The organism is Rossellomorea marisflavi, from assembly GCF_022170785.1.
GTDB lineage: Bacteria > Bacillota > Bacilli > Bacillales > Bacillaceae_B > Rossellomorea > Rossellomorea marisflavi_B.
On the sequence record NZ_CP081870.1, the window covers coordinates 2,211,961 to 2,233,259 of the forward strand.

The window sequence follows — 21,299 nt, forward strand, 5'->3', positions numbered from 1 at the left end:
TGGATATGGCTGCGGTGGCGGAGGCGGATACGCTGGAGGCTTTGCGTTAATCGTAGTATTGTTCATCCTATTAATTATCGTTGGAGCAGCATTTGTTTGCTAATAAGATAACATAAAAGGTTCCCGGAACCACCATTACAAATAGATGACGGTGGTCCCGGGTTTTCTTTTTTGATTGTCAGAAGTAGTCTTCTGTATTAAGATACAGTGAGGAGAACCGACAATCATTACATAAAGGACCAGTGATATGGCTAAACAAAAGAGAAAATCTAAAAAGAAGAGAAGAATTTCTATCCTTGTGATCCTGGCGATCCCATTACTCATTCTTGGGCTTTATACCGTTCTCTACTATGAATATCCGTACAAGCTGTCTTCAATTGTGCAAACGGATGTACCTGAGGAGTATATGCCCATTTATAAAGCGGCCGAAAAAGAGTATGGTGTTCCTTGGTATCTTCTGGCTGCCCACCATAAAGTAGAGACGAGATTTTCGACTATGAGGACAATGATATCTCCCGTAGGTGCCGAAGGTCATATGCAGTTTATGCCATGTACATGGGTAGGGTGGTCACATCCTAGCTGCTCGGGACTTGGGGAAGGGGATATCCCTGAAGAAGATAAAGTAAATCCTGATGTGATTGCTAAGTATGGCGGCTATGGGGTCGATGCAAACGGGGACGGGAAAGCAGATCCATTTGATATCGAAGATGCCATATTCAGTGCAGCGAATTTCCTCGCTCACAATGGAGCTGCCGATGGTGAAATTGAGAAGGCAGTATTAACCTATAATCAAAGTGACGAATATGTAGAAGATGTGATGTATTATGCAGATCTATTCCTTGAAAAAGAAGAAGAAGATGATAAAACTTCGATGTAAAAGGCCCTCTGGGCTTTTTTTCGTTCTGAGCATTGATTGATTTGAATATGAAACATGCGTCAAGAAAGGGGACCTTAATGAAGCATACAGAAATCATAAGCGAATGGCAGGATGCCCTTGATATGGAAATCCTTCAAATGAAAAAAAAGCAAAACGGGGGAATAAGGGTTGAGAACGGTCGATGCATTAAGAAAGAAGAAGGGAGCTATGTTTATTGGTTTACCCTTCCTTATCCCCGTTCATTCCCAGAAGGCGGGTCCATTCAGCTGGAGTATCATCAGAAGAACCTCCAAGGGATCGTGATTTCATCGGAAGAAACGGAATGTATCATTGAAGTGGATGAATACCTGGGGGATATACTCAGTCTAGCCCGTATCATCTATGAGCCCTGGGAGCTGCTGGAGAAGCTGTGGCAGCGCTTGGAAGATGTCAAAGAACGCCATGGTAAATCTTCACGTGCACTCCGTACAATCGAGCCCTCCGAAGTGACGCATCACCCGCCGGGTAAGCATCTCCTGCATGAAGCCTACGTTAGAAGTAAATACAATGATGTGACATATATATGGGGACCACCCGGTACGGGAAAGACCTACACACTCGCTCGGGTGGCCGCTTACCATTATACGGAAGGCAAAAAGATTCTCATCTTGTCACACAGCAATGCAGCCGTTGATGTATTAATAGAAGAAATGCATCATTTTTTAAAAGAAAATGATCGCTGGACCCCGGGTGAAGTCGTCCGTTACGGTCAAAATCGGAAATCACTTTCTGCCGAAGCCCGTGACGTCAGCTTGACCCAGCTTCTCGAACTCCAAGATCCCAAGCTGTCAGAGGAGCGTGGGAAGGTAGAAAAATACCGAATGAAGCTGAAGAAAAAACTGACAAAGAAATTTTCCACTTATGACTCAGAACGCTTGAGTCGGCTTGAGATGCATTACCAAAAAATCAAGGAAAAGCTAAAAAGGAGGGAGGGGACGGTACTCGAAGAAGCAAGCGTCGTCGGGACCACCCTATCCAAGGCAGCCATCGACTCTTTAATCTATGATAATGAGTATGATCTGGTCATCGTTGACGAATCCAGCATGGCCTATATACCACAGCTCGCATTCGCTGCCACTTTGGGAAAGCGGATCATCATCTGTGGAGACTTCAAGCAGCTCCCGCCAATTTCCACATCATTTCATCCCCTTGTGAAAAAGTGGCTGAATGAGGATATATTCCACCGTTCAGGTGTAGCGAAGTTGATTGAAGCCGGTGGACACCACCCCCAGCTACTTCTCCTGCCGGAACAGCGCAGGATGCACCCTAGCATCTCCTCATTTACCAATCGATACATTTATCATTCTCGGGTTTATGACCATCCTTCCGTAGCGGACGCCAGGGCTCCGATTGTCATGAAGCGTCCGTTCATGGGAGATGGGGGTATCTTGCTAGACGTTCCAGAAATATGTCAATGGGGATTGACTCATAAAGGATCTCGGTGGAATCCGCTATCAGGGATCATCTCGATTTCCCTTGCCCTTGAAGCCATTAAAGATGGGGTGACTTCCCTCGGGATTGTTACACCTTACAGGGCGCAGGCACAGTGGATCAAGATCCTTATTGAAGAAGGGATTTTGAGGGATTGGGAGGGTCCGGCTCTTCAACTATATGCCTCAACCGTTCACGGATTTCAAGGATCAGAGAACGATATGATGATTTTTGATGTAGTGGACGGACCGAATCACGAACGTCCTGGACGACTGCTGACAGGGAAATCGAGTGATCGTCTGGTGAATGTAGCCGTAACGAGAGCAAGGGGGAAATTCATCCTGATGGGAGATCACGGCTTCATGAAGAGAAAAGTGGGCAAGTCCATGCCCCTGCGACAGCTGATCGACCATTTGGAAACCACAGGGAGGAACACAGCGTTTCAAGAAATAGAACCGGTTTCTGCCAAGCGCATCAAATGGTTTGCCCGTGAAGATGAAATGAAGCTAGTAAAGGACATCGCTTCTTCAAAGAGCTCGATCCACGTCTTTATCAGGGACCAACAAAAAATCCCGACAAGCATCATGACCCTCCTCCAGGCAGCCAGCCGTACAATTAAAGTCACGTTCGATGACCATATTGGAGGGACCTCCCTGATCATTGATCAAAAGATATTATGGATCAACCCGTTTGAACAAGTGGCGTTTCCATATCATTTGCGACTCTTTTCAAAGGCCATATGTACCCGATATCTGGAATTGAACAGCGAGTGAAAAACGATCAGGACATGGAGTCCTGATCGTTTTTGCAATCAATGATATAGCGATCCTGAGTGAAGGATCCGGACTGTTTCTTGAAGATCATAATTTCGATGGAAAGGTGTCCAACAGTGTATGAAATAGGATGGTGATCCAAAGAAAATGGAAAGGTCACCGACCGCTTGCATTTCCTATCCTTCAGGTTGAGGATAATATGGAGACGGTGACCCTCTTTCATAATGATCACGGCCTCCGGTTGTATGTGTTCAGTATCGACTTCAAGGATAAAGGATGCCGTTGATTCGAAGAACTCCAAACGGAATTCCTTTTCATCAAGCTGCGCATTGACAGGATCGAGGAACCAGCTCTTCATGTCCTCTTCCCAGCTTTCAAGGCGAAAATCCTCTTTTTCCTTCCCCATGTGACTACGACCCCCACTGATCTCTTTCAGCACAGTATATTCGGGGCTTAAAGAAAAGGTGAGGAATCAGATACAAGCCGGGCTTTGATGCCCGGCCTGCTTGTTACATATCGTGATGCTGATTATGCTTTTGACGTGAATGGTTCCGATTTTTCACTTTGTGGGAACCACTTAATGGCTTGGGTTGTCCGGATTGTTCGGGAGCATTTTTCCTGATGTCTTTCGGTGTGTGTTTTTCCATTTTCATATGCCTCCTTGATCCGAATGTTTATCTGTGAATGAAAAGGGTAGTGTATTGGTGTGAATTCCCTTTCATCAATTGGTATTTCGTATAAGTGTACCGTTTTGCTTCTCGGTCAGCGGCTCAGTGGAGAGTTCTTCATGAATTCGGTGGCAATTGTGCCGCTAAAAATCTGTTCGGTTATTCTCATTCCCATGAGAACACCTCCCATGTAATTAGAATGCCTCAATTGGGAAGCTTCTATTGAAGGGAAGAGCCACCATATTCATTTTTTCAGCATAATATTTTGAAGATGCCGACATGTTACGACACGGTGCAAATCCTTGATTTGACAATATTCTCACCGATAATGAAGAGTGTTGCATGTTTTTGATAAGCAAAACTTATCAAAAACAATAACTTTATTGTTATTTACTTATGTAATCGCTTGTAATATGATAATTAGTGTGAGAAAAGTTTGACCATTTTTACAGCTTTTCTGCGTCAAAGTACGCAAGCAGTCAGAGGGGGAACTAACTATGGCAAAGAATGATGTATTCAATGCACGCACTTCATTTGAGCTTGATGGTAAACGTTATCATTACTACCGTCTTAAAGCACTTGAAGAAGCAGGCGTGACAAAAATCAACCGCTTACCTTACAGCGTGAAAGTACTACTCGAATCCGTCCTGCGTCAATACGACGGACGTGTCATCAATCAAGAGCACATTGAAAACTTAGCGAACTGGGGATCTTCCGAAGTAAAGGATGCGGAAGTTCCATTCAAACCATCACGCGTCATCCTTCAAGATTTCACGGGTGTACCGGCTGTTGTCGATCTTGCATCCCTGCGTAAAGCCATGGCTGACATCGGTGGCGATCCACAGAAGATCAACCCGGAAATCCCGGTCGATCTCGTAATCGACCACTCTGTCCAAGTGGATCAGTATGGCACGGCTACAGCACTTAAAGCCAATATGGATCTTGAGTTTGAACGTAATACAGAGCGTTACCAGTTCCTTAGCTGGGCTCAAAAAGCATTTGAAAACTATCGTGCCGTTCCACCGGCAACCGGGATCGTCCATCAGGTTAACCTTGAGTACCTTGCTAGTGTAGTCCATGCCGTCGAAACAACGGAAGGCGACTTTGAAACGTATCCGGATACACTCGTAGGAACAGACTCCCATACGACCATGATCAACGGAATCGGCGTTCTTGGCTGGGGTGTAGGAGGAATCGAGGCAGAAGCAGGTATGCTTGGTCAACCTTCATACTTCCCGATCCCAGAAGTCATCGGTGTCAAATTCACAGGTGAACTTCCAAACGGTGCAACGGCAACAGACCTTGCCCTCAAAGTTACTCAGGTGCTCCGTCAAAAAGGTGTCGTAGGCAAATTTGTTGAGTTCTTCGGACCAGGAGTTGCAACACTGCCTCTTGCAGACCGTGCAACCATTGCCAATATGGCTCCGGAATACGGTGCGACATGCGGATTCTTCCCTGTTGATTCCGAATCACTTGACTATATGCGTCTGACTGGTCGTGACGAAGCTCATATCTCCATGGTGGAAGAATACTTGAAGCAAAATGATATGTTCTTCACGCCTGAAAAAGAAGAGCCTACTTACACTGATGTAGTGGAACTTGATTTATCTACTGTAAGTGCGAACCTTTCAGGACCGAAACGTCCACAGGATTTGATTCCGCTTGCTGATATGAAAGAAGCGTTCCATCAATCTGTAACGGCTAAAGAAGGTGTTCAAGGATTCGGTTTGGACCAAGCTGAATTCAAGAAGACTGCAAAATATTCCACAGCTGAAGGCAAGGATGTCGAAATGCCGACAGGTGCCATCGGAATCGCTGCCATCACTTCTTGTACGAATACATCCAATCCATACGTTATGCTTGGAGCGGGACTAGTGGCCAAGAAAGCCGTTGAACTCGGTATGAACGTTCCAGATTACGTCAAGACTTCCCTGGCACCAGGTTCAAAAGTCGTAACGGGATACTTGAGAGACTCCGGATTGCTTTCTTATCTTGAGGAAATTGGATTCAACCTGGTCGGATATGGTTGTACGACTTGTATCGGTAACTCCGGCCCACTTCGCCCTGAAATCGAGAAGGCCGTATCTGATGCAGACTTACTGTTGACTTCCGTCCTATCCGGAAACCGTAACTTTGAAGGACGGATCCATCCTCTTGTAAAAGCAAACTATCTTGCTTCGCCTCCACTTGTTGTGGCTTATGCACTAGCAGGTACAGTGGATATCGACCTTGAAAAAGATTCACTCGGAAAAGATAAAGACGGAAACGATGTCTTCTTCAACGATATCTGGCCTTCACAGGATGAAGTCAAAGATGTCGTGAAATCGACCGTAACACCTGAGCTTTTCCGCAGGGAATATGAGCACGTCTTCACAGAGAATGAGCGTTGGAATGAAATTCAGACAAGCAATGAGCCTCTATACAGCTTCGATGATAATTCGACGTATATTCAGAATCCGTCATTCTTTACGGGCCTTGCTCCAACGCCTGAAGCCATCCAAGGACTTGATGGTCTTCGCGTTGTAGGGAAGTTCGGAGATTCTGTTACAACTGACCATATCTCGCCTGCAGGCGCAATCGGCAAAGATACACCTGCCGGAAAATATCTTCGTGCCAATGGTGTAGAGCCTCGTGATTTCAACTCTTACGGTTCACGTCGTGGGAACCATGAGGTCATGATGCGCGGAACATTTGCGAATATCCGTATCCGTAACCAGATCGCTCCTGGTACAGAAGGTGGATTCACAACCTACTGGCCTGAGGAAGAGATCATGCCGATCTATGATGCGTGCATGAAGTATCAAGAAGATGGCACAGGTCTTGCGATCCTTGCCGGTAAAGATTATGGCATGGGATCTTCACGTGACTGGGCAGCTAAAGGTACGAACCTTCTTGGCATCAAAACGGTCATCGCTGAAAGTTATGAGCGTATCCACCGTTCCAACCTTGTCATGATGGGTGTCCTTCCGCTTCAATTCAAACAAGGCGAAAGTGCTGAAACCCTTGGATTGACAGGTAAGGAAGCCATCTCGGTAAATATCACCGATGGAGTCAAGCCTCGTGATATCCTTACAGTGACAGCAATCAAAGAAGATGGTACGAAAGTAGAATTCGACGTACTTGCTCGATTTGATTCTGATGTGGAAGTGGATTACTACCGTCACGGTGGAATCCTGCAAATGGTCCTTCGCGGCAAGCTTCAATCATAATTCAAATGAAAGCCCCCGTCCTGTACGGGGGCTTTTTGTATGCTTTTCCCCTCATATATATGGACATGCCTGCATAACGTTAGAAGAGGATGTCCATGGAGGGGATTAAAATGAAATCATTTTTCGGTTTATTACTCATCGCCCTATTGGTTTACAGCCTATATGTTGAAAATCAATCCCGACCATCCGCCCTATTGGCAGAACAACAGGGATTCGATCAATTGATCGATATTGAAGAAGGTGATCCGGGGGAGGTTCCGGTAGAGCATTATCCAGGACCGAACGTAGGGGACAGGGCGCTTGACTTTACACTAAAAACCACAGCAGGCAAGACGGTCACCTTATCTGAATTACGCGGAAAAAAGGTGATCTTGAATTTTTGGGCCACGTGGTGCCCTCCTTGCAAGGATGAAATACCGATTTTTCAACAGTTTCATGATAAGCAGAAAGAAGACGTGACAATGCTGGCGGTCAACATCGATCCACAATACAATGTAAAACAGTACGAGGACAATATGGGAATCACATTTCCCGTCTTACTCGATGAAGATGATAAAATCAACTCTGCCTACGATATTCTTACCGTTCCCACAACATTCATTATTGATGAAAAAGGCGTGATCATTCACAAGAAGGTCGGAGCCTTCACCTCTCTGGAGGAGTTGGAGAAAGCAACGGACTGAACATGCCTTATGAAGTTTAAACAGTCTGATAATTGGCTATACTGTTTATACAACTTCATTGATGATAAGGCGGTGTACCATGAGAAGACCAAGGAAAAGAAGCTTTACTGATTTAGTTAACGAAAATAAAAAGCAGCTGATGCTTGATCAGGATGCCATGAATGCCATTGAGGAACGAATCGATGCACGTTATGAGATCAAGCGTTCATTAGACAGAGCCGAGTAACCATCGGCTTTTTATTTTTGTCTTTTTCCTGCCAAAATTTTTGACTGTTTCGATCAAAAGGAATGGACAGACTAATGGGTAAGGAGGGGATTTTCATGAGTAATCCAAAGCGCAACAGCAAACAGTTTGTTCCTAACCATATCGGTACCCAGCAGAGGGCTGCCGGAGGTAATAAAGGAAAACAGATGCAGGATACATCAGGTAAACATGCACAAGTGATTCAAACAAAGGGTGAGTAAAGCTAAAAAGGGGGAACTTGGTATGAATCATCGTCCAGACGATCGACGTGACAACGCACAGAAGCTTCAGAGTATGGTCCAGAATACGCTGGAGAACATCGATAAGGCTGAAGAATCCATGGCCTTTACAGACAGTGAGGAACAGCTCGAGTCCATTCGTCAGAAGAATGAAAGACGGAAGGAAAGTATCGAGTCATTCCGTCAAGAAATCAAAGATGAATCGCAGTCATAATAGAAAGCCACCCGTAGTTAACGGGTGGCTTTCTTTCTAAGCACCACAATTCATTCCTTTCCCATGTTATGTTAAAATGGGATGGACTTTAAAAAGAGGTGCTATTACTATGCAGATATCAGAAAAAACCATTGAAGTACGCTATGCAGAAACGGACCAAATGGGTGTCGTGTATCACGCCAATTATCTCGTGTGGATGGAACTCGGCAGAACGAAACTCATTGAAGACCTGGGCTTTCAATATGTAGAGATGGAACAACAGGGAATCCTGTCTCCTGTCATCGACTTGAACGTCGCTTACAAGACACCAGTCAGATACGGGGAAAAAGCATTGATCAAAACATGGATTGAAGAATATGATGGCATTCGTGTTACATACGGATACGAAATCTATAATGGCGATAATAAGCTCGCCCTGAGCGGTGAGTCAAGACATGCTTGCGTCAAAAAAGAATCCTTCCGTCCGGTGTCTATTCGGAAGACGTTCCCGGAATGGCATGAAGCATACGAGAAGGCGAAGAAAAAGGGCTGATCGATATGGCCTTTGGCATCAACCGTTCAGAACTGAACCAATGGAAAGCTCGGGTGGAACAAGGAGAAATCGCCTTTTTAACACACTATTGGCTGGATCCCCGATTCCCAAATGCAAAAACCGTCACGAAGGCGGGTTGCTCCAATTTGAACGCACTCATAGAGTGGGGGATAGGGTATGGTCTGAAGCCTGAATGGATCGATCATCGTCATAGCGGCTATCCCCATTTTGACCTCCTTGGTGACAAACAACTGCAGGTTCTCCTGGCCGAAGGGCTAGAGGACCATATTGAACGGTTCCATATGAAATAAGAAAAAGGCTGACCTTGAAGGCCAGCCTTTTTCTTATGCTTTTTTATATTCGTAAGCAGGTTCTTGTCTTTTTGAGTCAAACTCCACGAACAGGTCATGCCCGTCAAAGAACCATAGATCTCGTTCTTCAATGAAGAATGTCCGATCAGCCTTTTCCAACGTTTCCACTGCTTCAATCGGTTCTTCCTTGCTGACTCCGAGTGAGAAGCTATCATGCAAAGGACTGGATCCTCCGTATCGCACATAAAAGCGGACATACTCGCCTTCCTCTACGAGCATTTCGTCTTTAAACCAGGCAAGTGCTTCATCTGATAGATGTATCTTCATCGACCGAGACTCCCTTCCTTATATGTATTCAACCTTCAGGTTCCCCCTTATTATAGCTTGAACAAAGGGAAACCACTAGTCATGCGCTCGTGTGCGTCCTTCTTATTGGGCAATTCCATCAAACATATGCGTGTTGATTTCTTTTGCAGAGTTCGAGATCAAGCCTTTTTTATGCGCCTCTGAAAGGGGGTGTAGACGGTAGTTTGAATACCCCTGTTCGGACACATACGTCGGTTCGAAGTCCACTGATGGATAAGAGAGGGACACACGACCATTTTGAATCGTTTTATTCACCGTTATAACAGCCATGCCGCCTATATCCTTGTAATCATCCTTTTGACCTGAAAGGAAATTCCCCAATGAGTATACGATGACCGCTTCACGTCCATCTTCTGTCTTCACTTTCTCGATGGGCTGCAGTACATGAGGATGGTGACCCAAGATAATATCGACACCGTTATCTGTCATGAGTTTCCCCAGCCGCTTCTGTTCTTCATTTGGAAAACGTTCATATTCATTTCCCCAGTGAAGGCTCATTACGACCATATCCACGTCAAGTTCCCTTGCCCTTTTGACTTCATTGATCATGTTGTTTTCATCGATCAGATTGACGAGGTACTCTTTTCCGGAAGGCACAGGGATGCCGTTTGTTCCGTATGTATACGATAAGAGAGCGAATTTGATGCCATTGACATTGAACGTACGGATTTTTGCCTGATCTTCCGGATTTTTAAACGTTCCCACATATGGCATGGACACCTTCTCATAATAATCGATGGCACTCAAGAGACCTTTCTCACCACGGTCGATGGAGTGATTGTTTGCCGTTGTCACGACGTCCACACCAACGTCCTGGAGGGTATCGACGATTTCATGGGGGCTGTTGAAGGACGGATAAGTGGACAATCCGATCTCGGTGCCACCAGGCGCCGACTCCTGATTGGCAATAAGGAAATCAGGGGTTTTGAGAATGTCTTTAACACCGGCAAACATGGGCGCAAAGTCGTATGAACCATCCTTTTCCGCATCTTCATACACACGGTCATGCAGAAGGATGTCCCCGATCCCAGCAATGGTGGCGCTTGTTTCGATGGACTTATCCTTCACTTGAAGCTGTTTGACTACGTGCTTTTCAGAAGTAATTGCATCTGATTTCGTGCTTGCATCATTAAACTGCATGCTCAAAAGACCACCGACTGCAATCAGTAATAGAAAGGCAATCGCGAGTCCGATCATTTTTTTATTCACATTCATCATCCTTTTTAACTAGTTGACTCCACCCTATTTTACACAAAAATGAAGCGAATAGGCGAAATTTTTTAAATTCATGCATGATTCAGCATGGTTGAGTCGTCGAAAACAAAAGAAAAAGCCCTGATATGGGCTTTTTCTTGATGCATCAAATCCATGTGACTTTCGGTTCAGTCTTATTTTTGATACGGGCTATATTGCTTCGATGTCTGTAGATCACAAAAGCTGTGAGCACGCCTACCACGATGATAAGGGGAACATCCCAGATGATCAACGTATAGATGAAGGCGAACACCCCTGCCATCATCGAGGAAAGTGACACATATTTGCTCAAGTAAAGACTGATGAAGAAAACAACCAAAAGGATGACAAACACCAGCGGGGCATAGCCAAGGAGGACGCCTGCAGATGTGGCTACTGCTTTTCCACCTCTGAACCCTGCAAAAATGGGGAACATATGACCCACGACGGCTACGACTCCCGCCAAGAGCTGATAGTCATGTGTACTGGCAAAAAGCAAAGGGATGAGCGTTGCAGCCGTTCCTTTAAGGATATCCATGGCGGTCACAGTCATCCCGGCTTTCTTACCCAGCACCCTGAAGGTATTGGTTCCGCCAAGATTTCCGCTTCCGTGTTCGCGTATATCTATTCCGTAAAAGGATTTTCCAATCCATAGTCCTGAAGGGATGGAGCCCAGTAGGTAGGATAGCACGAGTATAAGGGCTAAGATCATATTCATTTCTCCTTTGATATAACTAATCCACTCTTATAGTAACATGTTTTACCTATTTGTTGTGGAAAAATACTGCAAAAATTAGTACCTGTTCTTAAAAGTAGATAGTGAGTGCCTTTCTATAACATATGATTCACAGTGTCATAGATATGTTAAAATGAATCGTTAGACTAGAAAATAGAAATGAAGGTGTCAACATGCAACTCGTTTTAGCCGCACTCCAGTGGATGGCATTCATGATCGCAGGATCCATTGCCGCTCCCATTGCGATTGCCGACCTATTCCAACTGTCTCCGGTCGAGACGGCTGGATTCATCCAGAGAACCATTTTCGTATTAGGTGCCGCAAGTCTGATTCAGGCGCTCATCGGGCATAAACTCCCGATCAATGAAGGACCAGCCGGTTTATGGTGGGGTGTGTTCACCATTTATGCGGGATTTGCCGGTACGTTGTACGATTCACACAGTCAAGTGTTGGGCGTACTTCAAGGGGGGATGATTGTAAGCGGAATCATCTTTATTATCCTGTCCTTAACAGGTTTATTGAAAAAATTGACCACTCTATTCACCCCTACAATCACATTTATTTACCTCATGCTTCTGATCCTTCAGCTGAGCGGTTCGTTCATCAAGGGGATGTTCGGCATCCAACATGAGGGGCAGCCGTTCAACTGGCTCGTGCTTCTCGGCAGCGCCCTTACGATCCTCATCGCTCTCTTCCTGCAGGGGCATAAGGTTCAATGGCTCCGGCGATATTCGATCATCTTCGCCTTGATTGGCGGTTGGATCATCTTTGGGCTTTTAGGACTGACCAAGACCACGTCGGTTTCTAGCAGCTGGTTTTCCCTTCCGGAGGTGTTTGCTTTCGGAAAACCCGTCTTTGATTCGGGTATCATTGTGACGGCCATCTTTATCACCTTCCTGTTGACGACGAACATGATCGCTTCGATCCGGGTCATGGAAGAAGTGATGAAAAAAAGCGGGAAGGAGGTCCCGGTCCGCTACACGCAAAGTGGTATTGCTGCGGGTATCAATCAGCTTCTTGGTGGAGGTTTCTCCGCAATCGGCTCCGTCCCGATTTCAGGAGCTGCAGGATTTGTTGCTTCTACCAGACTTTTCTCTACGCTACCGTTCATTCTCGGAAGCATCATCATCGTCGTCGCAAGCTTCGTACCGAAAGTGATGAATGTATTTGCCAGCCTCCCGGCACCCGTCGGATACGCCGTCACCACCGTCATCTTCATCAAGATGGTCGGACTAGCCCTGGACGAATATAGAAAGGTAAAAGAGGTGGAGCGTGTCCACTTTACAGCAGGAATCGCGCTGATCATCGGTGTAGGCGCCATGGGGGTACCGGCCAGTGCCTTTGAAGGCCTTCCAGTCATCGCTGCGTCGATCCTGAATAACGGTCTTATTCTTGGCACGATCGTAGCAATCATAACCGAACAGATCCTGATGAAAAAAAGCAGCTAATTGTTGAATCAAAAAGGAATCGGAGATTAGGGTGGAGAATTAAGGGAATAGTGATGTCTAAAGGAGGTTATCAACCATGGAGAATCCAAGTAGAGAAGAGATCGGTCGCATCTTGAAACGGTCGAAGCGGATAGCAGTCATCGGACTGAGTGATAATCCCGCTCGGACCTCCTATACCGTCTCCCAGGCGATGCAGGCAAGCGGTTATGAAATCATCCCTGTTAATCCAACGATCGAGTCCGCTCTCGGGGTGCAGGCTGTCAGCAGTTTAAAAGACATCGAGGGTCCTGTCGATATCGTCAATGTCTTCAGACGTTCTGAATTCCTACCAGAAATTGCCCGCGAATTTGATGAGATCGATTCGCCAGTATTCTGGTCCCAGCTCGGTGTTGTGAATGAGGAGGCCTATTCCTTCCTCAAAGAAAAAGGGTATACGGTCATCATGGATCGTTGTATCAAAGTGGAACATGCCTTAACCAGATAGGATTCACAGGCAAGCGGCGAATGATGCCGCTTGTTTTTTCTGTGACATTTCTGCAGAAAAATGTTATCCGGGATTATGTAAATTCAGGGATTTTCATTTGCGAATTTCAAATATAACGCTAAAATAAAGCATAGTGGTTCACCATTTTGCGGGTGAACGAACATGCGTTCTTATGGTATAGTAGTACATAGACAAGTAAGTGAAAGTGTTGAAAGGGGAATGTTCGTGGCCAGTCAGAAAAAGACCATGGATTACAATGATGATGCCATTCAAGTATTGGAAGGCCTCGAAGCCGTAAGAAAACGGCCGGGGATGTACATCGGGTCCACCGATACAAGGGGACTTCATCATCTGGTTTATGAAATCGTTGATAATTCGGTGGATGAGGCGTTAGCCGGTTTCGGTAACGAAATCATTGTCACCATACATAAAGATAATAGCATCTCCGTGCAGGATAAAGGTCGCGGGATGCCTACGGGAATGCACCGTTCCGGAAAACCGACTCCGGAAGTCATCCTGACTGTCCTCCATGCCGGAGGGAAATTCGGACAGGGCGGATACAAAACAAGCGGGGGACTCCATGGCGTCGGTGCATCCGTCGTCAATGCCCTTTCAGAGTGGCTGACCGTCACGATTGAAAGAGATGGAACGAAATATCAACAAACGTTCATCAACGGTGGGAAGCCTGAGACAACGCTCGAGAAGATCGGTACGACAAAAAAGACGGGTACTAAGATCCACTTCAAGCCCGATCCGACCATCTTCAGCACAACCACCTATAATTACGACACCCTTTGTGAGCGTCTTAGGGAATCAGCTTTCCTGCTTAAAGGGTTTAAAATCGAGATTATTGATGAGAGACATGATCAAAGAGATGTATTCCTATACGAAAGTGGGATACAGGCGTTCGTGGAGTACTTGAATGAAGAGAAGGACAACCTCCATAAAGTCGCATTCTTCGAGGGAGAGAATCACACCATCGAAGTTGAATTTGCCTTCCAATTCAACGATGGATTCTCAGAAAACATCCTTTCATTTGTCAACAATGTCCGCACCAAGGACGGCGGAACACATGAAGCGGGGGCCAAAACGGCCATGACGAGGGTGTTCAATGAATACGCACGCAAAGCAGGCATCCTGAAAGAGCGTGATAAAAATCTTGAAGGATCCGATATCAGGGAAGGACTGTCAAGTATCGTTTCGGTACGCATACCGGAAGAACTCCTTCAGTTCGAAGGCCAGACAAAAGGGAAGTTAGGGACAAGTGAAGCACGCTCCGCAGTGGATGCTGTTGTTTCCGAGCACCTGCTCTATTTCCTTGAAGAAAATCCCGACACCAGCTCATTGCTGATCAAGAAAGCCATCAAAGCGGCACAGGCGCGTGAAGCAGCCCGTAAGGCAAGAGAAGAAGCAAGGAATGGCAAAAAGCGTAAGCGGTCCGAAACCGTACTATCCGGCAAATTGACACCCGCGCAATCCAGGAATCCCGAGCGGAATGAACTTTATCTTGTGGAGGGTGATTCCGCAGGGGGATCAGCGAAACAAGGTCGGGACCGGAAATTCCAGGCGATCCTTCCCCTAAGAGGAAAAGTAATCAACACGGAAAAAGCCAAGCTTGCGGATATTTTCAAGAACGAAGAGATCAACACGATCATTCATGCAATCGGTGGAGGAGTGGGGCCTGAGTTCAATGTCGATGATATCAACTACGATAAGATCGTGATCATGACTGACGCCGATACAGACGGTGCCCATATACAGGTTCTCTTATTGACGTTCTTCTATCGCTATATGAAGCCTCTTGTAGAAGCAGGAAAGGTGTATATAGCCCTTCCACCTCTCTATAAAGTGAGCAAAGGCGTCGGAAAGAAGGAAAAGATCGAATATGCATGGACAGATGAAGAGCTGAAGGGTGCAGTCGCCAAAATAGGAAAAGGGTATATGATCCAGCGCTATAAAGGACTGGGTGAGATGAATGCCGATCAGCTGTGGGAAACGACGATGGATCCCGAAACCAGGGCTCTCATCCGCGTGAAGATCGATGATGCAGCCAGAGCGGAACGCCGTGTCACCACTCTGATGGGTGATAAGGTCGAGCCACGTAGGAAGTGGATCGAAAGCAATGTCGCCTTCGGTCTTGAAGAAGAAGGAAGCATCCTTGAAAATGAGAACATCATGGTCGCAGAGGAGGGGCAATAATGACATCAGTGGAACGCTATCAAGATCTGCCTCTTGAAGAGGTCATCGGAGACCGCTTCGGTCGTTACAGTAAATACATCATTCAGGAACGTGCCCTTCCCGATGCACGGGACGGTTTGAAACCGGTACAGCGCAGGATCCTTTATGCGATGTATGTGGATGGTAACACACAGGAAAAAGGGTTCAGAAAATCGGCCAAAACGGTCGGTAATGTCATCGGTAACTACCATCCCCACGGAGATACATCAGTCTATGATGCCATGGTGAGGATGAGCCAGGAATGGAAGGTCCGGAAGTATCTTGTTGAAATGCACGGGAATAACGGGAGCATCGATGGCGATCCTCCCGCTGCCATGCGTTACACAGAAGCGAGGCTTTCCGCCATTTCCATGGAACTTTTAAGGGACATCGACAAAAAGACCGTCGATTTCATTCCGAACTTCGATGACACGTCCGAAGAGCCCACCGTCCTTCCTTCACGATTCCCGAATCTTTTGGTGAATGGTTCAACAGGAATCTCGGCCGGGTATGCGACGGATATCCCTCCTCATCATCTCGGAGAAGTGATTGATGCGGCCATCATGAGGATGGATCGCCCTGACAGTACGGTGGAAGAATTGATGACCGTCATGAAAGGGCCAGATTTCCCAACCGGAGGAATCATCCAAGGCATCGACGGGATCAGGAAAGCCTATGAAACAGGGAAAGGGAAAATTGTCGTTCGCGGAAAAGCGGAGATTGAAAGCATCCGCGGGAGCAAACAGCAGATCGTCATTACGGAAATTCCATACGAAATCAATAAAGCCAACCTCGTCAAGAAAATGGACGAGTTCAGGGTCGACCGTAAAGTGGAAGGTATTGCTGAAGTGCGGGACGAAACGGACCGTCAAGGGCTGCGCGTGGTGGTTGAACTGAAAAAAGATGCGGACGCGACGGGTGTACTGAATTATTTATACAAAAACAGCGATCTGCAGATCACTTATAATTTCAATATGGTGGCGATCTCGAATCGACGCCCTAAACTGATGGGACTCCGACAGCTTCTTGATTCCTATATCGCTCACCAGAAAGAAGTGGTGACGAACCGGACAAAGTATGACTTGAATAAGGCAAAGGACCGCCAGCATATCGTAGAAGGATTGATGAAGGCACTGTCGATCTTGGATCAAGTGATTGCAACCATCCGGGCATCCAAAGATAAACGGGACGCTAAAAACAATCTGATCAGTGAATTCGACTTTACAGAGGCCCAATCAGAAGCCATCGTAAGCCTCCAGCTATACCGCCTCACCAACACGGATATAACGGCTCTTCAAAAAGAAGCTGAGGAGCTTGATAAGCTGATCACAGAACTGAGCGCGATTCTTGCCAGTGAATCCAAACTCGCAAATGTCATCAAGAAAGAGCTGAAAGGAATCAAAAAGACGTTTGCCGATGGCCGCCGTACGATCATCGAAGATCAGATTGAGGAGTTGAAAATCAATCTCGAGGTATTGATTGCAAGCGAAGATGTCATGGTGACCGTCACGAGCGACGGGTACATCAAGCGTACAAGTCTCCGCTCCTACTCGGCATCCAACGGACAGGACCTTGCCATGAAGGAAACCGACAGGCTCCTTGGGCAATATGAGATGAATACGACGGATGTGCTACTTGTATTCACGAATAAAGGGAATTACGTTTACTGCCCTGTTCATGAACTCCCGGATATCCGCTGGAAGGATCTCGGACAGCATATCGGCAATATCGTACCGATCGATAAGGATGAACAGGTCCTAAAAGCGGTACCGGTTAAAGAATTCGATCCGTCCCTGTATCTCATGTTCATCACGAAGAACGGAATGGTAAAGAAAACGGAGATGTTGCAGTATAAGGCACAGCGCTACTCCCGTCCACTTGTCGCCATCAATCTAAAAGGGGACGATGAACTCGTGGATGTGCATGTAACGGATGGGACTCATGATCTCTTCCTTGCCACCAACAGCAGCTATGGACTCTGGTTTGCAGAAGAAGAAGTCAACACGGTCGGACCGCGTGCAGCGGGCGTGAAGGGAATCAACCTGAAAGAAGACGATTTCGTCGTATCAGGCAAGATCATCACGACTCCGGAGAAACAAGCGGTCGTACTCGCGACTCATCGCGGGGCCATCAAGAAGATGAAACTCTCAGAGTTCGAAAAAACAGGCAGGGCCAAGCGCGGCGTCATCATGCTCAGGGAACTCAAATCGAATCCCCACCGCGTATCAGGCGCTGAAATCGTCTCCGACAAGCAAACCGTTACTCTACTCACCAGTAAAGGCAAGCTTGAAACGGTACAGGTATCATCCATCCGGTTCAATGACCGATACTCAAATGGCTCATTTGTCATTGATGAAGGAGACAGTGGAGCGGTTACCAAGCTTTGGTCAGTGCCAGCACCTGATCAAGAATAATAAAATTTCATTAAACCAGATTCACCTGAAAGAGGGCTTGACCATCTTCCAGGTGGATTTTTTATAACGATAGAGTACATAAGTCACAGATATTGTACACATTCTGGACTGAATTACCATGGACTAATAAAGTTGGATAAGGTAAATTATAAAAAAACCTAGGGCATCCCACCCGCTTTTAGGTTTTTTCTGGTTTTATGGAAGAATTGTGTAGAAAGGGATTAGACAAAAAGAATGAGGGTAAAACAACTTTGAGATCACATGTGGGAGGAATTAGATGGAATTATTCAACAAAATCATGTCCGGTACGAGTGACATCATCTGGACGTACATACTTATTGCAGGTTTGATCGGACTAGGAATTTATTTTTCCATACGGACTAAATTCGTACAATTCCGATATATCAAAGAAATGGGAAGGCTGTTGACGGACAAGAACACCGTTTCAGCCGAAGGGAAGCGGGGCATCTCTTCTTTCCAGGCATTCACGATCAGTACAGCATCCAGGGTGGGTACAGGGAACCTTGCAGGGGTCGCCACGGCCATTGCAGGAGGAGGACCCGGGGCCGTGTTCTGGATGTGGCTTATCGCCCTTTTGGGGGGAGCGACCAGCTTCATTGAAAGTACACTCGCTCAAATTTACAAGGTAAAAGACGGGAAGGACGGATTCCGCGGAGGTCCTGCCTATTATTTGGAGAAGGGACTCAATGCAAGGTGGATGGGGATCCTATTTGCCATCATCATTACATTCTGTTTCGGACTTGTTTTCAACTCGGTTCAATCCAATACGATCTCACTGGCGATGAATGAGGCCTATTCGTTCGATCGCTTGACGATAGGGATCATCCTCGCTGTACTCACGGCTGTGATCATCTTCGGTGGAGTCAAGAGGATTGCCAGTGTGACACAGATTGTTGTACCTGTCATGGCCATCTTGTATATTTTACTCGCATTGTACATCTTGATCCTTAATGTGACGGAAATCCCGGGGATGATCGCCCTTATTTTCGAAAATGCATTCGGTATCAGGGAAGTCGCAAGCGGCTCGGTCGGAGCAGCCATCATGCTGGGGATCAAACGGGGGCTTTTCTCGAATGAAGCCGGTATGGGGAGTGCCCCGAATGCAGCGGCAAGCGCAGGGGTCACCCATCCAGCAAAACAGGGACTCATCCAGACGTTAGGGGTATTCACAGACACCTTGATCATCTGTACGTCGACAGCATTCATCATCATCCTTTCCAATGAGTACATGGGTGGGACGGATGGCATTCAGCTGACACAGGCAGCCCTTACCACGCATGTCGGGGCATGGGCCAATACGTTCGTTGCCATCGCCATCTTCCTGTTCGCCTTTAGTTCCATCATCGGAAACTACTACTATGGTGAGACGAACATCGAGTTCATCAAGTACAGTCCCGTCACACTCTTCATTTACCGATTAGCGGTCCTCGGCATGGTCATCTTCGGTGCCATGGTCGACCTGCAGGTTGTTTGGGACCTGGCTGATCTCTTCATGGGTGTGATGGCCATCATCAACCTCATTGCCATTACGCTGCTCGGTAAGATTGCCATAGCGGCTCTGAGGGATTACCGACAGCAAAAGAAAGAAGGGAAAGATCCGGTCTTCTACTCCGATTCCATTGAAGGACTGAAAGGAATCGAAAGCTGGGATCCTAAACCTAAACAAGAAAAAGATTAACTGACATCATTCTAGTGCGTGACTCATCTTAAAAAGGTCGATCCATTCCGGGATCGACCTTTTTTGTATGGATTATCGATTAAAGGTTAGTGATAAAGGATTGAATGTAGCTTTCTGTTGGAATGCTTTGATGCACTCGGCAATTTGGAAAATCCCTTCACTGATAGATTGTTGATCTACCTGAGAAATGCTGATTCTTATGGAATTGCTTCCATTGGAGTGCAAGAACATCCTGGAAGTACTGACAACCTGCACATCCCTATCAGCAAGCATCCTGATCAGGCGATTAACATTGATTTTTTCAGGTAGAAAAATGGTCAGATAAAAGCCGTTTACCGGCTCAGTATAGTGTACGTCTAGAGGCAGATACGTTTTACAGGCATCGAGGGCAAGGGCAAGTTTCGTTGCATATACCTCTTTGGCCCGTTGGATATGATAATGGAACATCCCGCTTCGTAAATAAATTTCCAAGGCTCCTTGAGTCAGAGGGGAAGTATTGAAATCCGCACTGAATTTGTATTGTGAGAAGGAGGGGATGAGTCCCTCCGGGAGAACGACAGCAGCCAACCTCAATCCAGGAAGGAACACTTTAGAGAAACTCTTTACATAAATGACGCAATCATTCTGATCATGTGCATAGAGCGGATCGGCTTTTGGATCGGAATCGAGTTCCCCTAAGTAATCATCTTCAACAATATACACATCGTATTTTTTGGCGAGGGCCACAATTTTTCTCTTTTCTGCATTCGTATACTGATGACCCAGGGGATTATGGCAGCGAGGTACGGTATAAAAGAATTTAATATCTCCTGTTTTAAACGTTCTTTCAAGTTCTTCGAAATCGATTCCATCCTTAGATAGGCCGATTCCGATGGTCGGGATCTGGTGGAGCGTGAGAACATCGATCATCCCGAAATAGGTAGGTTCTTCAATGAGAATCGTCTTCTTCCCGTTCGGAAAAGGCATCAAAGATAGTATATGCAAGGCTTGTTGAGAACCACTGGTGACAACAATATGATCGGTCTTGGTGAATATTTGCATATTTTGCAGATAGCGTACGAGCTCATTCCTCAATGAAGGGAGCCCTTTGACATCATTATAGGTGAACAACTGCTCTTTATAACGGTCAATGGCTTGGTTCATGCAGTGCTGGAAATCTTCATAAGGCAGTACGTCGGGATCGGGGCCAGCCGATAAAAAATCAATCTGGCCATTTGACGTATTCGGCTTCTTGTAGTCATCGACAACAAAATAACCGCTTTTCTCCTTGGCATACAGGATATGCCCTTGTTTCAACACTTCTAATGCTTTGACGACCGTATTCTTGCTGCATTGAAATTGAGTGGCAAGGGACCGTACCGATGGTAGTTTCATACCAGAATGCAACCGGTTTTGGTCCAATTCATGCATCACCCAATCTACGATGTGTATGTACTTTGTCGCTGACATGCTGCGGCTTCTCCCATCTGTCCCAGGACAGTT

General features: G+C 46.3%; 20 protein-coding genes and 1 pseudogene. 15 read left to right on the forward strand and 6 right to left on the reverse strand.

Going from position 1 to position 21,299, the window contains the following annotated elements; genetic code table 11:
* Positions 1–22 precede the first annotated feature (22 nt).
* The 3 genes and pseudogenes from K6T23_RS11555 to K6T23_RS11565 all read left to right on the forward strand — a co-directional run.
* Positions 23–103, forward strand: a pseudogene (locus K6T23_RS11555) (YjcZ family sporulation protein); the annotation flags it as partial.
* 144 nt (positions 104–247) lie between these two features.
* Positions 248–877 carry a lytic transglycosylase domain-containing protein gene (locus tag K6T23_RS11560; RefSeq protein WP_079516110.1) on the forward strand — a complete coding sequence of 210 codons (630 nt, stop codon included), beginning with the start codon at positions 248–250 and terminating at the stop codon, positions 875–877.
* A gap of 77 nt (positions 878–954) precedes the next feature.
* Positions 955–3,120 (forward strand): DEAD/DEAH box helicase, encoded by a 2,166-nt coding sequence (locus tag K6T23_RS11565; RefSeq protein WP_238281107.1) that lies wholly within the window; start codon positions 955–957, stop codon positions 3,118–3,120.
* 7 nt (positions 3,121–3,127) lie between these two features.
* On the opposite strand, the gene K6T23_RS11570 is transcribed toward K6T23_RS11565, so the two are convergent.
* Complete coding sequence (locus K6T23_RS11570; RefSeq protein WP_056536507.1) at positions 3,128–3,526, reverse strand: hypothetical protein; 399 nt, start codon at positions 3,524–3,526, stop codon at positions 3,128–3,130.
* Positions 3,527–3,629: 103 nt separating this feature from the next.
* Positions 3,630–3,767, reverse strand: a complete 138-nt coding sequence (locus K6T23_RS11575; RefSeq protein WP_063191536.1) for a small acid-soluble spore protein P — start codon at positions 3,765–3,767, stop codon at positions 3,630–3,632.
* 518 nt (positions 3,768–4,285) lie between these two features.
* Between K6T23_RS11575 and acnA the strand changes: the two genes are divergently transcribed.
* The 7 genes from acnA (at position 4,286) to K6T23_RS11610 (ending at position 9,220) form a co-directional block, all read left to right on the forward strand.
* Positions 4,286–6,997, forward strand: coding sequence for an aconitate hydratase AcnA (gene acnA / locus K6T23_RS11580; protein WP_079516112.1), 2,712 nt, complete (start codon positions 4,286–4,288; stop codon positions 6,995–6,997).
* A gap of 110 nt (positions 6,998–7,107) precedes the next feature.
* Positions 7,108–7,680: a peroxiredoxin family protein gene (locus tag K6T23_RS11585; protein WP_238281109.1), complete on the forward strand. Its 573-nt coding sequence runs from the start codon at positions 7,108–7,110 to the stop codon at positions 7,678–7,680.
* 79 nt (positions 7,681–7,759) lie between these two features.
* Positions 7,760–7,906, forward strand: coding sequence for an FbpB family small basic protein (locus K6T23_RS11590; protein WP_079516113.1), 147 nt, complete (start codon positions 7,760–7,762; stop codon positions 7,904–7,906).
* 95 nt (positions 7,907–8,001) lie between these two features.
* Positions 8,002–8,145: an acid-soluble spore protein N gene (locus K6T23_RS11595; protein ID WP_053427041.1), complete on the forward strand. Its 144-nt coding sequence runs from the start codon at positions 8,002–8,004 to the stop codon at positions 8,143–8,145.
* 22 nt (positions 8,146–8,167) lie between these two features.
* A complete protein-coding gene (gene tlp, locus K6T23_RS11600) occupies positions 8,168–8,377 on the forward strand; it encodes a small acid-soluble spore protein Tlp (RefSeq protein WP_079516114.1) in 210 nt (69 codons plus the stop codon).
* 109 nt (positions 8,378–8,486) lie between these two features.
* The gene (locus tag K6T23_RS11605; protein WP_238281111.1) at positions 8,487–8,909 is read left to right on the forward strand and encodes an acyl-CoA thioesterase; all 423 of its coding nucleotides are present in this window, start codon (positions 8,487–8,489) and stop codon (positions 8,907–8,909) included.
* 5 nt (positions 8,910–8,914) lie between these two features.
* The gene (locus tag K6T23_RS11610) at positions 8,915–9,220 is read left to right on the forward strand and encodes a hypothetical protein (protein ID WP_056536499.1); all 306 of its coding nucleotides are present in this window, start codon (positions 8,915–8,917) and stop codon (positions 9,218–9,220) included.
* Positions 9,221–9,253: 33 nt separating this feature from the next.
* On the opposite strand, the gene K6T23_RS11615 is transcribed toward K6T23_RS11610, so the two are convergent.
* The 3 genes from K6T23_RS11615 to plsY all read right to left on the reverse strand — a co-directional run bounded on the left by K6T23_RS11615 (position 9,254) and on the right by plsY (position 11,531).
* Positions 9,254–9,547: a HesB/YadR/YfhF family protein gene (locus tag K6T23_RS11615; RefSeq protein WP_148984270.1), complete on the reverse strand. Its 294-nt coding sequence runs from the start codon at positions 9,545–9,547 to the stop codon at positions 9,254–9,256.
* A gap of 102 nt (positions 9,548–9,649) precedes the next feature.
* Complete coding sequence (locus tag K6T23_RS11620; protein ID WP_238281113.1) at positions 9,650–10,804, reverse strand: CapA family protein; 1,155 nt, start codon at positions 10,802–10,804, stop codon at positions 9,650–9,652.
* 142 nt (positions 10,805–10,946) lie between these two features.
* Positions 10,947–11,531, reverse strand: a complete 585-nt coding sequence (gene plsY / locus K6T23_RS11625) for a glycerol-3-phosphate 1-O-acyltransferase PlsY (RefSeq protein WP_056536496.1) — start codon at positions 11,529–11,531, stop codon at positions 10,947–10,949.
* 197 nt (positions 11,532–11,728) lie between these two features.
* Here plsY and K6T23_RS11630 point away from each other — a divergent pair, with 197 nt between their 5' ends.
* The 5 genes from K6T23_RS11630 (at position 11,729) to K6T23_RS11650 (ending at position 19,817) form a co-directional block, all read left to right on the forward strand.
* Positions 11,729–13,003 (forward strand): purine/pyrimidine permease, encoded by a 1,275-nt coding sequence (locus K6T23_RS11630; RefSeq protein ID WP_148984272.1) that lies wholly within the window; start codon positions 11,729–11,731, stop codon positions 13,001–13,003.
* Positions 13,004–13,079: 76 nt separating this feature from the next.
* The gene (locus K6T23_RS11635; protein ID WP_056536490.1) at positions 13,080–13,487 is read left to right on the forward strand and encodes a CoA-binding protein; all 408 of its coding nucleotides are present in this window, start codon (positions 13,080–13,082) and stop codon (positions 13,485–13,487) included.
* 219 nt (positions 13,488–13,706) lie between these two features.
* Positions 13,707–15,686, forward strand: a complete 1,980-nt coding sequence (gene parE, locus K6T23_RS11640) for a DNA topoisomerase IV subunit B (RefSeq protein ID WP_162244133.1) — start codon at positions 13,707–13,709, stop codon at positions 15,684–15,686.
* Positions 15,686–18,118, forward strand: coding sequence for a DNA topoisomerase IV subunit A (gene parC, locus K6T23_RS11645; RefSeq protein ID WP_238281117.1), 2,433 nt, complete (start codon positions 15,686–15,688; stop codon positions 18,116–18,118). The genes parE and parC overlap by 1 nt, the downstream gene beginning before the upstream one ends.
* A gap of 277 nt (positions 18,119–18,395) precedes the next feature.
* Positions 18,396–19,817, forward strand: a complete 1,422-nt coding sequence (locus K6T23_RS11650; protein WP_238281118.1) for an alanine/glycine:cation symporter family protein — start codon at positions 18,396–18,398, stop codon at positions 19,815–19,817.
* A gap of 72 nt (positions 19,818–19,889) precedes the next feature.
* On the opposite strand, the gene K6T23_RS11655 is transcribed toward K6T23_RS11650, so the two are convergent.
* Positions 19,890–21,266, reverse strand: a complete 1,377-nt coding sequence (locus K6T23_RS11655; RefSeq protein WP_238281119.1) for an aminotransferase-like domain-containing protein — start codon at positions 21,264–21,266, stop codon at positions 19,890–19,892.
* Between the last annotated feature and the right edge of the window lie 33 nt (positions 21,267–21,299).